The following is a 13,655-nucleotide window of genomic DNA, read 5'->3' as shown; positions in this document are numbered from 1 at the left end:
CGTCGGCGAGGACGTCACCGACGTACGCCGCCACCGCGGGCGCGGAGCCGGCCAGCGAGACCAGGCCCACGCCCAGGGCCGAGCGGCCCGCGAGCACCGCGTAGGCCAGGAACCCCGGCGCCTCGGCCAGGCGCACCACGTCCTCCAGCAAGGAGGGTGGCCCGTCGGGGTCGCCGCGACGGTCCGCGACGGCGCGCGCCACCTGCCGCGCCACGCCCCACCCGACCTGCTCGACGTGCAGGGCAGCGGGCGCCGGGGTCACCCTGCCCGTCTCGGCCACCAGCACACGACCCACCCTGCACCACCGGCCCCCGCCAGCGGCTCCCGGCCTAGGGTCGGGGCATGAGCGAGAGCTGGCAGGACGAGGCGGCGGTGTCCCTGATGCTGGACGACTGCGAGACCTGGGCGGTGGTGGGGCTGTCCGGCGACCCGAGCCGCACGGCGTACTCCATCGCGGCGCTGCTCCAGCAGCGCGGCAAGCGGATCGTCCCGATCCACCCGGACGCGCCGACCGTCCTGGGCGAGCAGGGGTACGCCGCCCTCGCCGACGTGCCCTTCCCGGTCGACGTCGTGGACGTCTTCCGCCGCTCCGAGCAGGCCGGCCCGTTCGCCGACCAGGCGGTGGCCGTCGGCGCCCGCGGGGTGTGGTTCCAGCTCGGCGTCGTCGACGAGGACGCCTTCGCGCGCACCCGCGAGGCCGGCGTCGCGATGGTGATGGACACCTGTCCTGCCATCGAGTGGCGCAAGCGCGGCGGATGAGTCCCGCCGCCGGCTTCCCGTCCGACGTCCGCGACCTCGTGCTGCGGCCCGGGCCGGGGCTGCCGAAGGGTCTCGTGGTGCCCGCGGCCGACCTGCGGGAGCAGTTCTCGCGCTCCTCGGGTCCCGGTGGTCAGTCGGTCAACACCACCGACAGCCGGGTCGAGGTCGTCCTGGACCTGACCTCCTGCTCGGTGCTCACCGACGCCCAGCGGTCCCGGGCCGTGGCCGCCCTGGGCCCGGTCGTGCGGGTCACCGCGAGCGAGCACCGCTCCCAGCACCGCAACCGGGTAGCCGCTCGCGAACGCCTCGCCGACCGGCTCCGCACGGCCCTGGGCCCGCCTCCCCTGCGCCGGGTGCCGACCAAGCCGACCCGCGGGTCGCAGCGCCGCCGGATCGAGGCCAAGAAGCAGCGGTCGCAGACCAAGTCGATGCGCGGCCGCGTCCGGGGCGAGTGAGCGCGAGTGGGTCCTAGAACCCCGTGCGCCGAGGCGCCGCCGCGTCGCGCACGGCCGCGCCCTTGGCGTGGGCGGCGTCGCGCAGGTCGGCCTGGAAGGCGACCATCCGCGCCCGCAGGTCGGGGTCCGACGCCGCCAGGATGCGTACGCCGAGCAGGCCGGCGTTGCGGGCGTTGCCGATCGCCACGGTGGCGACCGGGACCCCGGCGGGCATCTGCACGATCGAGAGCAGGGAGTCCATGCCGTCGAGGTACTTCAGCGCGACCGGCACGCCGATCACGGGCAGCGGCGTGACGGCGGCCAGCATGCCGGGCAGGTGGGCGGCCCCGCCGGCGCCGGCGATGATCACCTGGATCCCCCGGTCGGCGGCCTCGCGGCCGTAGGCCAGCATCTCGTCGGGCATCCGGTGCGCCGAGACGACGTCGGCCTCGAAGGCGACGTCGAACTCCGCGCACGCCTCCCCGGCCGCCTTCATCGTCGGCCAGTCGGAGTCCGACCCCATCACGATCCCGATGCGTGCACCCGTGCTGCTCACTCCGACTCCTCCCCCAGGTCCCCGGCGAACCAGGCGGCGGCGTGCCGCGCCCGCTCGAGGCAGTCCTCGAGGTCGTCGCCGTAGGCGTTGACGTGGCCGACCTTGCGGCCCGGCCGCAGCTCCTTGCCGTAGAGGTGGACGCGCAGCCGCGGGTCCCGCGCCATCGCGTGCGGGTAGCCGTCGTAGAGCCGTCCGGTGCCGCGCTCGCCGCCGAGGATGTTGACCATCACCGTCCAGCGCTCGCGCGGCGCGGGCGAGCCGAGCGGCAGGTCGAGCACGGCGCGCAGGTGGTTCTCGAACTGGCTGGTCACCGCGCCGTCCTGGGTCCAGTGGCCGGTGTTGTGGGGGCGCATCGCCAGCTCGTTGACGAGGATCCGCCCGTCCGTGGTCTCGAACAGCTCGACGGCCAGCACGCCGGTCACGCCGAGCTCGCCGGCCAGGCGCATGGCGACCTGCTGGGCCTGCACCGCGAGCTCCTCGTCGAGGTCGGGGGCCGGGGCGACCACCTCGTGGCAGATGCCGTCGCGCTGGGTCGAGGCCACGACCGGCCAGGCCGCGACCTGGCCCGAGGGGGACCGCGCCACCAGGGCGGAGAGCTCGCGGCGGAAGTCGACCCGCTCCTCGGCCAGGATCGTGCGGCCCTGCTCGGCGGCCTGGGCGAAGACGTCCGCGCAGTCCTCGACGGTGTCGACGAACCACACCCCCTTGCCGTCGTAGCCCCCGCGCGTGGTCTTCAGCACGCACGGCAGGCCGAACGCCTCGACGTCGGCCGGGCCGGCGACGACGGCGTTCCGCGGGCACGGGACGCCGAGGTCGCCGAGCCGCTGCCGCATGACGGCCTTGTCCTGGGCGTGCACCAGCGCCTCGGGCCCGGGTCGGACGGGCAGCGAGGCCTCGAGCGCGTGCAGGTGCTCGGTCGGCACGTGCTCGTGGTCGAAGGTGACCACGGCGCAGCCCTGCGTGACCTGCTCGAGCGTGGGCAGGTCGGTGTAGTCGCCCACGAGGTGGTCGGGCACGACCTGGGCGGCGCTGACGCCCGGGGCCTCGGCCAGCAGCCGCAACGGGATGCCGAGGGCCGCGGCCGGCTCGGCCATCATCCGGGCCAGCTGACCACCGCCGATCACGGCGACGGTGGGGGCGAGCACAGGTGCGGGGGGTGGAGGCGTGGACACGGGCCGGAGCCTACCGAGCCCGCGACCGGGCGCCTCAGCGCGACTGCGTGCGGCGCACGGCGACCGGCTGGAGGTCGCCGAAGCCGCGCACCGGCCGGGCCGGGAGCGTGCGGGTCTCGAACCGACGCGTGGGCAGCCGCTCCGCGGTGTGGGTGTCGGTGATGACCCGGTTGCGTCGGGCCACCCCGGTCAGCCGGGCCGCGAGGTTGACCGCGGGTCCGTAGACGTCGCCCATCCGCAGCACCACCGAGCCGGTGACCACCCCGGCACGCACGTCGGGCAGCCGCGGGTCGCCGCCGATCACCCGGACGATGTCCCAGGCGATCTCCATCCCGTCGGCCGGCGTCGGGGCCATGAACAGCACCGAGTCGCCCAGGGTCTTGACCATCCGACCGCGCCGGCGGGCCACGACGTCGTGGCTGCGGGTCTCGAAGACCTCCACGAGGTTGCCGATCTCGTCGTCGTCGAGCTTGTTGGTCAGCTCGCTGAAGCTGACCAGGTCGGCGAACCCGACGGTGGCCTCGGCGAGCTGCTCCTCGGCGACGTCGACGCTCTCCACCCGGGCGATCGCCGCCGCCAGGTGGCGGCGCCACACGTAGACGACGAGGCCCTCGAAGTCCGACCCGATCGCCTGCACCAGCCGCAGGGCCTCGTCGCGCTGGGAGTCCCCCGACACCGAGCGGTCCAGGCCGCCGGCCAGCGTCGCGACCTCCCAGGCCGCGAGCCGGTCCATGGTCGTGCCGACCGCGCGGGTCATCCGCACCAGCGTGTCGAAGTCCAGCGCACCCTCGCGCCCCATCGAGGCGACCCGGTCCAGCGCCTCGGCGTCGGCGGAGCTGAACGCGGGGGCGTCACCGGCCTCGGCGAAGCCCAGGGCGCGCCACAGCCGCTGCGCCTCCTTGACCGACAGGCCCGCCCGGGCGGCCACCTCGGCGCCCGTCAGGTCCGCGACCGCGCCCATGATCGCCCGCTCGAGGTCCTCAGGTGCCGTCATCGTCGTGCTCCCGCCGCTCGCGGCGATCGGACCCGGCCAGGCGGGGGTCGGCGAAGAGCGCCTCGCTGACCGCCAGCTGCGCCTCCTCCACGTGGGGGATGTCGCGCAGCTCCACCCGGCCGGTCTCGCTCGCGTCGGAGACCACCAGCGTGCCGCAGCCGAAGAGCCGGTCCAGGAGGCTCTTCTCGTAGGAGATGTCGCTGATCCGGTTCATCGGCACGTCGTGGCCGCTGCGGCTCAGGATACCCGTGCGGGTGATCAGGCGCCGGTCGGTGAAGGTGTACGTCGTGGTCCACCAGCGCAGGAACGGCACGACCACCAGGCGCAGCAGCACCAGCAGCGCCACCACCCAGATCGCCAGCCGCCACAGCCCGGCGTGGGCGCCGTCGGGCAGGCTCGTGGCGAAGCCCGCCACCCCGGCCACGACCAGCAGGACCACCACCGGGACGGCCAGCGCCTTGACGTGGGTGCGGGTGCTGAGCACCACCTGCTCGCCGTCGTTGAGAAGACGCCGGGAGATCACCACAGCGTGATCATGCCACCGGACGCACGTGCACGACGTCACCTGCGCCCAGGTGCTGCTCCCCCGCCTCGGTCTCCACGACGAGGCAGCCCTCGGCGTCGACGTCGGTGGCCCGACCGCGCAGCTCGCCGCCCGGCACGGTCACCGTCACCTCCTGGCCCGGCGTGACGCAGCGCTCCAGGTAGGCGTCGCGCAGGTCCTCACCCGCCGTCCACGCCCGGAGCCGGGCGTCCAGCTCCTCGACGAGCGCACCGAGCAGACGGGCCCGGTCGGTGCGCTCGGGGTCCCGAGCCCCGGCCACGAGCAGGGAGGTCGCCTGCGGCACGGCGAGCTCGTCGACCTCCTGGGTGCAGTTGAGCCCGATCCCCACCACGGCCGCGGCCTCCGGTCCGTGCGGGGAGGGGCGCTCCACCCGCTCGAGCAGGATCCCGCCCAGCTTGCGGCCGTCCTCGGCGAGCAGGTCGTTGGGCCACTTCAGGTCCACGGGCAGCCCGGCCACCCGGCGTACGGCGTCCGCGGCGGCGACCCCGGTCAGCAGCGGCAGCCAGCTCCAGCGCGAGGCCGGGACCTCGGCGGGGGGGACGACCAGGAACGACACCGTCAGGGAGGCGCGGGGCGGCGTGATCCACTCCCGACCCAGCCGACCGCGCCCGGCCGTCTGGTCCTCCGCGACCAGGACCAGGCCCTGCCCCTCGCCGGCGGCGAAGCGGGAGCCCACGTCGGCGTTGGTCGAGCGCGAGGTGGCGACGACCTCGACACGCCAGCCGCCGGTCGTGGGCACGGCGGTCGGGTCCAGGGATGGGCGCGTTGCCTCGTGCTCGCTCATGACCACTACATTGACGCAGGAACGATGCGGTGGGAACACCGCACCGCACCGCACCCGAGGAGACGTCGAGGTTTCGTGAGCGCAGCAGAGAAGACCCCGGACCACCAGGCGACCGGCGGCACCGAGGTCCCCCCTTCTGACCTGGAGATCGACATCCACACCACGGCCGGCAAGCTGGCCGACCTGGAGCGTCGGGTCGACGCGGCGGTGCACGCGGGCTCGGCCAAGGCCGTGGAGAAGCAGCACGCCAAGGGCAAGCAGACCGCCCGCGAGCGCATCGAGATGCTCTTCGACGAGGGGTCCTTCGTCGAGCTCGACGAGCTGGCCCGGCACCGCTCGGTCGCGTTCGGGCTGGAGAAGAACCGCCCCTACGGCGACGGCGTGATCACCGGCTACGGCACCGTCGAGGGCCGCCAGGTCTGCGTGTTCTCCCAGGACTTCACCGTCTTCGGCGGCTCGCTGGGCGAGGTCTACGGCGAGAAGATCACCAAGGTGATGGACCTCGCCATCAAGACCGGCTCCCCGATCATCGGCATCAACGAGGGTGCCGGCGCCCGCATCCAGGAGGGCGTCGTCTCCCTAGGCCTGTACGGCGAGATCTTCCGCCGCAACGTCCACGCCAGCGGCGTCATCCCCCAGATCAGCCTGATCATGGGCTCGTGCGCCGGCGGCCACGTCTACTCCCCGGCCGTCACCGACTTCACGATCATGGTCGACGGCACCTCCAACATGTTCATCACCGGCCCCGACGTGATCAAGACCGTCACCGGCGAGGACGTCACGATGGAGGAGCTCGGCGGCGCCCGCACCCACAACACCAAGTCGGGCAACGCCCACTACATGGGCAGCGACGAGGAGGACGCGCTGGAGTACACCAAGGCGCTGCTCTCCTACCTGCCCCAGAACAACCTCGACGACCCGCCCGTCTTCGACGCCCCGGCCGACCTCGAGACCACCGACGAGGACCGCGCGCTCGACACCCTGATCCCCGACGGCGCCAACCAGCCCTACGACATCAAGGACGTCATCACCACCGTCCTGGACGACGCCGAGTTCCTCGAGGTGATGGAGCTTTTCGCCCCCAACATCGTGATCGGCTACGGCCGGGTCGAGGGCCGCAGCGTCGGCATCGTGGCCAACCAGCCGATGCAGTTCGCCGGCACCCTGGACATCGACGCCTCCGAGAAGGCCGCGCGCTTCGTGCGCACCTGCGACGCCTTCAACATCCCCGTCCTGACCTTCGTCGACGTGCCGGGCTTCCTGCCGGGCACCGACCAGGAGTGGAACGGCATCATCCGGCGCGGCGCCAAGCTGATCTACGCCTACGCCGAGGCCACCGTCCCGCTGGTCACGATCATCACCCGCAAGGCCTACGGCGGGGCGTACGACGTGATGGGGTCCAAGCACCTCGGCGCCGACGTCAACCTCGCGTGGCCCACCGCCCAGATCGCCGTGATGGGCGCCCAGGGCGCGGCCAACATCGTGCACCGCAAGGAGCTGGCGAAGATCAGCGAGGACGGCGGCTCCGACGAGCAGGTCGAGGCCCGCCGCGCCGAGCTGATCACGGAGTACGAGGACACCCTGGCCAACCCCTACGTCGCCGCCGAGCGCGGCTACGTCGACGCGGTCATCACCCCGCACGAGACCCGCGTCGAGGTCGTCCGGGCGCTGCGCCTGCTCGCCACCAAGCGCGAGACCCTGCCGCCCAAGAAGCACGGGAACATCCCCCTCTGATGGCCGACGCGAGCGAGACCGCCCCGCAGACGCCCCTCCTGCGCGTCGTGAAGGGTGACCCCACCCCCGAGCAGCTGGCCGCCCTGGTCACGGTCGTCTCGGCCCTGGCCGCCGGGGCCGCGGCGGCCGACGTGCCCCCGGCCCCGCGCTCGGAGTGGAGCGCCCACCACCGCGCCGTGCGTCCCGCCCACCGCCACGGCCCCGGCGCCTGGCGCGCGAGCGCCCGCTAGGAGCCCACGGTGCCCACCGTCCCCCGCCTCGTCCTGGCCTCGCAGTCGCCGGCCCGCCTGACCACCCTGCGCAACGCCGGCCTGTCCCCCGAGGTCGTCGTCAGCGGCGTCGACGAGAGCGCCGTGCCGGTCACCGGCCCGGCGGACTACACGATGAAGCTGGCCCAGCTCAAGGCCATCGCGGTGGCCGCGACCCAGAAGCGTGCGCTGGTCGTCGGCTGCGACTCCGTGCTGGCCCTGGACGGGGAGATCCTCGGCAAGCCCGGCACGCCCGAGGAGGCCGTACGCCGGTGGAAGCAGATGCGCGGCCGCTCGGGGGTCCTGCACACCGGCCACTGCGTCATCGACACCCAGCGGGAGACCTGGATCGCGCGCTCGGCCGCCACCCAGGTGCGCTTCGCCCACGTCACCGACGAGGAGGTCGAGGCCTACGTCGCGACCGGGGAGCCGCTGGCCGTCGCCGGGGCGTTCACCCTCGACGGCCTGGGCGGCGTCTTCGTGTCGGGGGTGACCGGCGACCCCCACAACGTCGTCGGGATCAGCCTGCCCCTGCTGCGCCTGATGTTCGAGGAGCTCGGGTTCGTCTGGACCGACTTCTGGGCCCCCCGGGCCTGACCCGGACCCCCGCGACCCGGTCGCGCGGCGAGGCGGGAACCCGGTCGCGGCGTTGGTAGCCTCGGAGCCGCCCTCGGGCGCCACGACCACGTGGCGGGGCACCCCTCGAGGAGGACGCGCGTGAGCCAGGCCTTCGCCGCCGCGGGTCACGAGGCCCGCCCGGACGCCCGGCTGCGGCCGCTGGTCGTGGACCTCGACGGGACCCTGCTGCGCACCGACCTGCTGCACGAGACCGCCAGCGCCTACCTGACCCGGCAGCCCTGGCGCGTGGTCCAGGTGGGGCGGTGGCTGGCCGACGGCAAGCTGCGGCTCAAGCGCGAGCTCGCCTCCCGGCACACCCTGGAGCCTGCGTCCCTGCCCTACCACCCCGAGGTGCTGGAGTTCGTCGCCGAGCAGCGGGCCACGGGCCGTCGTGTCGTGCTGGCCACGGCGAGCCTGGAGACGCAGGCCGACGCCGTCGCGGACCACCTCGGTCTCTTCGACGAGGTCCTGGCCAGCAGCGGCGACCGCAACCTGAGCGCGACCAGCAAGCGCGACCTGCTGGTGTCCCGGTTCGGCGCCGGCGGCTTCGACTACGTGGGCAACCACACCGACGACCGCGAGGTCTGGGCCGCGGCCACCGACGCCTACGCGGTCTCCGACGACCGGCGGCTGCTCGCCTCGGTGCCCAACGTGCGCCGCGTCTTCGCCCCCCGCGGCCGGAGCCGTGCCAGCGCGCTGCTGCGCGCGATGCGGCCCCACCAGTGGGTGAAGAACGGCCTGCTGCTCCTGCCGCTGCTGGCCGGGCACCTGGTGGACCGCCCGGGCGCCGTGGCGCAGGCGCTGCTGGGGCTCGTGCTCTTCTCCCTGACCGCCTCCAGCGTCTACCTCTTCAACGACATCGCCGACGTGGCCAGCGACCGGCACCACCCCACCAAGCGGAGCCGGCCCTTCGCCTCGGGCGACCTGGACCTGGCGACCGGGTGGCTGGTCTGGCCCCTGCTGATGGTGACGTCGCTGGGGGTCTCGGCGCTGCTGCTGCCGCCCCTGTTCACCGCCACGCTGGTCGGCTACCTCGCGCTGACCCTCGCCTACACCGTCGACCTCAAGCGGCGCGTGGTGGTCGACGTCGTCACTCTGGCGATCCTCTACACCGCCCGCATCGTGGCCGGCGCCACGGCCACCTCGGCGGTGCTGTCGTTCTGGCTGCTGACCTTCTCCTTCTTCTTCTTCCTCAGCCTGGCCTTCATCAAGCGGGTCAGCGAGCTCACCCGGGTGCGCCTCTCCGCCGATCCCGCCCAGGGGGCCGTGCGGGGTCGCGGCTACGTCCACGAGGACCTCGAGGTGATGACCTCCCTGGGGGTCACCGCGGGGTACGCCGCGACCGTGGTGCTGGCGCTCTACGTCAACGACGTCCGCACCGCCGCGCTCTACCGCACCCCGGAGATCTTGTGGATCAGCGTGCCGCTGATCCTGTTCTGGATCTCCCGGGCCTGGCTGGTGGCCCACCGCGGCCAGATGAACGAGGACCCCATCCTGTACGCCGTCCGCGACCGCACCAGCCTGCTGGTCGGGGCCCTGGTCCTCGTGGTCTTCGTGGCCGCCACGGTGGTCGCCCTGTGAACGACGTCCGCTCGATCACCGGCTGGGGGCTCCACCCCACCGTCGAGGCCCGCACGACCCGGCCCGCCTCCCCCGGCGAGGCCGCCGCGGCCCTCGACGGGCGTCCGGTCCTGGCCCGGGGACTGGCCCGCAGCTACGGCGACTCGGCGCTCAACGAGCACGTGATCAGCACCCTCGGGCTCGACGACCTCATCGACTTCGACCCGGCCACCGGCACCCTGACCTGCGAGGCCGGGGTCTCGCTCGCCGAGGTCCTGCGGGTCTACGTGCCCCGCGGCTGGTTCCTCCCGGTCACCCCGGGCACCAAGTTCGTCACCGTCGGGGGCGCGGTCGCCAGCGACGTCCACGGCAAGAACCACCACGGCTCCGGCAGCTTCTCCGACCACGTCGTCTCCCTGCAGGTGCTGCTCGGCAGCGGGGAGGTCGTGACCGCCTCGCGCACCGAGAACGCCGACCTCTTCCGCGCCACCTGCGGCGGCATGGGACTGACCGGCGTCGTCCTGAGCGTCACCTTCACCCTGCTCCCGGTGCGGTGCAGCAGCGTGCAGGAGCGCGTCCTGCGGCTCGGCTCCCTCGACGAGGTGCTCGAGGCCCTGGTGCGGCACGAGTCCTCGACGTACTCCGTGGCCTGGATCGACTGCGTCAGCCGGGGCCGACGCTTCGGGCGGTCGCTGCTCATGCTCGGCGAGCACGCCGACTTCCCGGGCGACCCCGAGCCCCGGAGCCGCCGCGACGGCGGCCCCACCTTCCCGGTCTTCGCCCCGACCTGGGCGCTGAACCGCCACACGGTGGCGGCCTTCAACGCGCTCTACTACCGCAAGGTGCGCAAGCCGGTCACCGACCACCTGGTCGACTACGAGCCGTTCTTCTACCCCCTCGACGGCGTCCGGGCGTGGAACCGGGTCTACGGCCGGCCCGGCTTCCTGCAGTACCAGTTCGTGCTCCCCACCAGCGCCGGGTCCGAGCCGTTCCGGCAGATCTTCGACCGGGTCACCCGGGCCGGTCTGGCCTCGCCGCTGGCGGTGCTCAAGACGCTGGGCGAGGGCAACCAGAACCTGTTGTCCTTCCCCCAGCCCGGCCTGACCCTGGCCCTGGACCTGCCGGTCTCCCCGGCGGCCCTGGGGCTGCTGGACGACCTCGACGACCTCGTCGTGGCCGCGGGCGGGCGGCTCTACCTCAGCAAGGACGCGCGGATGAGCGTCTCGACCTTCCGCGCGGGCTACCCGCGGTGGGAGGAGTTCGAGGCGGTGCGCGAGAAGTACGGCGCGGTCGGGGTGTTCTCCTCGACGCAATCACGGAGGTTGGGACTGGCATGAGGGACGTCAAGCGCATCGTGGTCTTCGGGGCCACGTCCGGCATCGCCCAGGCCTGCCTGCGGCTCTGGGTCGCCCGCGGCGCCCGGGAGGTGGTCCTGGTCGGCCGCACCGCCGCGGGCCTCGAACGCGTCGCCGCCGACCTGCGCGCCCGGGGCGAGCTGACCGCGACCTGCGAGGTGCTCGACGTCGCCGACGCCGGCGCGGTGGACGCGCTTCTGGACCGGCTGCACGCCGCGGGACCGGTCGACGTGGCCCTCGTGGCCTTCGGCACCCTGCCCGACCAGGTCGCCCTCCAGTCGGCCCCGGACCGGACCCGCGAGGCGCTCGAGGTCAACGGCGTGCACCAGGTCGTCCTGGCCGAGCAGGTCATCGCCCGCATGGTCGCCGACGACCACGGCACCCTCTGCGTCCTGGGGTCTGTCGCTGGCGACCGCGGCCGCCGGTCCAACTACCTCTACGGCTCGGCCAAGTCGATGGTGACCACGGCCATTCGCGGCATGCAGCACCGGCTGGCCCAGGGCGGTCAGGTGCAGGTGGTGCTGGTCAAGCCCGGGCCGACCGAGACCCCCATGACCGCCCACCTCGCCGGCGGGAAGACCAAGCTGGCCCCGGTGGCCGACGTCGCCGAGGCGGTCGTCGACGGCGTGGCCCGCGGCGACCGCGTCGTCTACGCCCCCGCCCGCTGGCGCGTGGTGATGGCGGTCGTGCGCAGCATCCCCGACCGCGTCTTCGACCACCTGGACATCTAGTGGACGCCGCCACCGAGACGGCTCGGACCCTCGAGTCGCCCGGGACGACCCGCTCGCGACGCCCCCTGGGCTCCCTGGGCCGGCCGACGCCGGCGTCCGCCGGGCCCGTCGTGCTGGCGGCCCTGCTGGGCCTGGTCACCATGGTCGCCCTGCACGACGCCCTGGTGGAGGACACCTACATCACCCTGGGCTACGCCCGCGGGCTCTTCGAGCGCGGCGAGTGGGGCCTGCTGCCGGGCGTGCCGTCCAACACGATGACCTCCCCGCTCAACGCCCTCCTGCTCGGCGGCCTGTCGTACCTGACCCGGGACCCGATCGGCGCGCTGTGGGTGGTCGCCGTGGTCAACCCGGCGCTGTGCGCCTGGGGGCTGCTGCGGCTGGGTCGCAGCTGGGGCGTGGGCACGCGGCTGGCCTGGCTGGGCGTGCCGCTGCTGTTCACCGACCCGTTCCTGATGGGCACGATCGGCATGGAGACGCTGCTCGCCGTCACCGTGCTGGTCTGGCTCGTGGTCACCGCCCGCGAGGGCGCGCCGGTCCGGTACGGCGTGCTCGCCGGCGTGGCCGTGCTCCTGCGGCCCGACCTGGTGGTGCCCGTGGCGGTCGTCTGGCTGCTGACCCCGGCCGTGCGCCGCCCGCTGCTGCGCTCGGTGCTGGTCACCGGCGTGATCGCCGCCGTGGTCTGCCTGCCGTGGTTCGCGTGGAGCTGGGTCCACCTGGGCTCGGCGATCCCCGACACCCTCGCGATGAAGGGCGGGTCGAGGTTCGCCCGGGTCTCGCCGTTCTGGAGCGGGTTGTGGAACCGCTTCGGCCGGGTCTACCCCGACGGGGTCCGACCGGCGCTGTGGGTCCTGGGGGCCGGCCTCGTGGCGGTGCTCGCGGCTCCTCTGCTCGGACGGTGGCGCCGGGTCCCGTGGCTGCCGCCGCTCACGCTCGCCGCGGCCGGCCTCGCCTACTACCTGGCCTTCATCGCCCTCGATGTGCCGCCCTTCTTCTGGTACTACGGCCTCACCGTCGCCTCGGCCACCATCACCCTGGCGTGGGCGCTGGCGGTCCTCGCCGGGTCGCCGAGCGCGTCTCGTCGCGTCCTCGGGGTGGTGCTGGCCGTGGCCGTCGCGGCCGTGGTGGCCGCGCCGTCGGCGTACTTCTGGGGCCGGAGCGTGGCCCGGCAGGGACCCGTGCTCTCCGAGGGACCCGTGATCGGCAACTGGGCCACCACGCCGCAGTACCGCGCCCTGGGCCTCGACCTGGCCCGGATGCCGAAGGTGGCCATCCACAGCGGCGGCGAGTTCGGCGAGATCCTCTACTACTGCCGCTGCGAGTTCGTGGACCGCTTCGACTCACGCTTCATCGTGCGCCAGGCGCTCGAGCGGCAGCGCGCCTCGTCGTGGCTGATGGGGCAGAACTACCGCTTCTACCGCCCCGAGGACTACCGGCGCATCCCCACGGAGTACGGCCTGCACTACGAGCGCCGCGACCCGGGGCCCGGGGTCAAGACCTGGAAGGTGCACACCCCCATCCGGGGCACGGGCTACTACGCCCTCTACCACCAGGGCATGCCCGTCAGCCCGCAGGAGTGGCAGCGGCTCACCGACCGCTGAGGCCCGCCGGCTCGGAGTCGGGGTCGGGCTCGGGGTCGGGGTCGGCGGAATGAGCACGACGTCGCTTGAAGACGAAGCGCCGGAAGGCCCAGAACCGGAACGCCATCCCCAGCAGCGCCCCCACCACGTTGCTCGACAGGTTGTCGGCCACCCAGGAGTCCTCGCCCAGCACGTTGCGGCTCAGCCACAGGCACGTCATCGGGATGGCGAAGGACGCCACGTTGACCAGCGTGTAGTGCAGGGCTCCCCCGGCCGGACCGGAAGGACGGCGGTGCACGAAGGCCCACCGCCTGCTGCCCCAGAAGCTGAGCGCCATCCCGACCAGGTTGGCGCCGAGCCAGGCCAGGACCGGCAGGTGGTTGGCCGGCCCCGGGGTCGCGAGGCGCGGGACGCCGTGAACCGCGAGGTTGAACAGCACCACGGCCACGACCGTGGCTCCCGCGTTGACCAGGGAGAACTTGGCCGCCTCACCGCCCGTACGACGCCGTCGTGAGGCCATGGTCGCAGCCTAGCCGCGCCGTCCGCGCCGGGCCCCAGGGCGCGCCAG

15 protein-coding genes are annotated in these 13,655 nt (G+C 73.7%); 9 read left to right on the top strand and 6 right to left on the bottom strand.

All coding sequences use genetic code 11. The features are described 5' to 3' along the window. The first annotated feature begins 342 nt into the window (after positions 1–342). Together ACYVDA_RS05125 and arfB are read left to right on the top strand one after the other, a co-directional pair. Entirely contained in the window at positions 343–759 is a 417-nt protein-coding gene (locus tag ACYVDA_RS05125) for a CoA-binding protein (protein WP_460815610.1), read from the top strand. Beyond that, positions 756–1,214, top strand: a complete 459-nt coding sequence (gene arfB, locus ACYVDA_RS05120) for an alternative ribosome rescue aminoacyl-tRNA hydrolase ArfB (RefSeq protein WP_460815607.1) — start codon at positions 756–758, stop codon at positions 1,212–1,214. The genes ACYVDA_RS05125 and arfB overlap by 4 nt, the downstream gene beginning before the upstream one ends. A gap of 13 nt (positions 1,215–1,227) precedes the next feature. Here arfB and purE read toward each other — a convergent pair whose 3' ends face one another. The 5 genes from purE to ACYVDA_RS05095 are packed head-to-tail and all read right to left on the bottom strand — an operon-like array spanning position 1,228 to position 5,264. Then, positions 1,228–1,716, bottom strand: a complete 489-nt coding sequence (gene purE / locus ACYVDA_RS05115; RefSeq protein WP_460816116.1) for a 5-(carboxyamino)imidazole ribonucleotide mutase — start codon at positions 1,714–1,716, stop codon at positions 1,228–1,230. Positions 1,717–1,745: 29 nt separating this feature from the next. Next, positions 1,746–2,921 (bottom strand): 5-(carboxyamino)imidazole ribonucleotide synthase, encoded by a 1,176-nt coding sequence (locus tag ACYVDA_RS05110; protein ID WP_460815604.1) that lies wholly within the window; start codon positions 2,919–2,921, stop codon positions 1,746–1,748. A gap of 34 nt (positions 2,922–2,955) precedes the next feature. Beyond that, a complete protein-coding gene (locus ACYVDA_RS05105) occupies positions 2,956–3,915 on the bottom strand; it encodes an adenylate/guanylate cyclase domain-containing protein (protein WP_460815601.1) in 960 nt (319 codons plus the stop codon). After that, entirely contained in the window at positions 3,902–4,441 is a 540-nt protein-coding gene (locus ACYVDA_RS05100) for a PH domain-containing protein (RefSeq protein WP_460815599.1), read from the bottom strand. Before ACYVDA_RS05100 ends, ACYVDA_RS05105 begins: the two co-directional genes overlap by 14 nt. 7 nt (positions 4,442–4,448) lie before the next feature. After that, positions 4,449–5,264 carry a biotin--[acetyl-CoA-carboxylase] ligase gene (locus ACYVDA_RS05095; protein WP_460815597.1) on the bottom strand — a complete coding sequence of 272 codons (816 nt, stop codon included), beginning with the start codon at positions 5,262–5,264 and terminating at the stop codon, positions 4,449–4,451. Positions 5,265–5,405: 141 nt separating this feature from the next. Here ACYVDA_RS05095 and ACYVDA_RS05090 point away from each other — a divergent pair, with 141 nt between their 5' ends. The 7 genes from ACYVDA_RS05090 (at position 5,406) to ACYVDA_RS05060 (ending at position 13,108) form a co-directional block, all read left to right on the top strand. Next, positions 5,406–6,998: an acyl-CoA carboxylase subunit beta gene (locus ACYVDA_RS05090; RefSeq protein WP_460816115.1), complete on the top strand. Its 1,593-nt coding sequence runs from the start codon at positions 5,406–5,408 to the stop codon at positions 6,996–6,998. Continuing rightward, positions 6,998–7,228 carry an acyl-CoA carboxylase subunit epsilon gene (locus tag ACYVDA_RS05085; RefSeq protein WP_460815594.1) on the top strand — a complete coding sequence of 77 codons (231 nt, stop codon included), beginning with the start codon at positions 6,998–7,000 and terminating at the stop codon, positions 7,226–7,228. The genes ACYVDA_RS05090 and ACYVDA_RS05085 overlap by 1 nt, the downstream gene beginning before the upstream one ends. Positions 7,229–7,237: 9 nt before the next feature. Further along, a complete protein-coding gene (locus tag ACYVDA_RS05080; protein WP_460815593.1) occupies positions 7,238–7,843 on the top strand; it encodes a Maf family protein in 606 nt (201 codons plus the stop codon). Between the two features lie 120 nt (positions 7,844–7,963). Next, positions 7,964–9,445, top strand: coding sequence for a UbiA family prenyltransferase (locus tag ACYVDA_RS05075; RefSeq protein ID WP_460815589.1), 1,482 nt, complete (start codon positions 7,964–7,966; stop codon positions 9,443–9,445). Continuing rightward, on the top strand, positions 9,442–10,761 hold the full coding sequence (locus tag ACYVDA_RS05070) for an FAD-binding oxidoreductase (RefSeq protein ID WP_460815586.1): 1,320 nt from the start codon (positions 9,442–9,444) through the stop codon (positions 10,759–10,761). Before ACYVDA_RS05075 ends, ACYVDA_RS05070 begins: the two co-directional genes overlap by 4 nt. After that, positions 10,758–11,510 (top strand): SDR family NAD(P)-dependent oxidoreductase, encoded by a 753-nt coding sequence (locus tag ACYVDA_RS05065; RefSeq protein ID WP_460815583.1) that lies wholly within the window; start codon positions 10,758–10,760, stop codon positions 11,508–11,510. The genes ACYVDA_RS05070 and ACYVDA_RS05065 overlap by 4 nt, the downstream gene beginning before the upstream one ends. Then, positions 11,510–13,108: a hypothetical protein gene (locus ACYVDA_RS05060; protein ID WP_460815580.1), complete on the top strand. Its 1,599-nt coding sequence runs from the start codon at positions 11,510–11,512 to the stop codon at positions 13,106–13,108. The genes ACYVDA_RS05065 and ACYVDA_RS05060 overlap by 1 nt, the downstream gene beginning before the upstream one ends. On the opposite strand, the gene ACYVDA_RS05055 is transcribed toward ACYVDA_RS05060, so the two are convergent. Next, the gene (locus ACYVDA_RS05055; RefSeq protein WP_460815578.1) at positions 13,095–13,607 is read right to left on the bottom strand and encodes a GtrA family protein; all 513 of its coding nucleotides are present in this window, start codon (positions 13,605–13,607) and stop codon (positions 13,095–13,097) included. The genes ACYVDA_RS05060 and ACYVDA_RS05055 overlap by 14 nt on opposite strands. Positions 13,608–13,655 lie beyond the last annotated feature (48 nt).

Source organism: Nocardioides korecus, from assembly GCF_054778395.1.
Note: the sequence above shows the minus strand (reverse complement) of the source record. Positions and strands in the feature narration are given on the sequence as shown.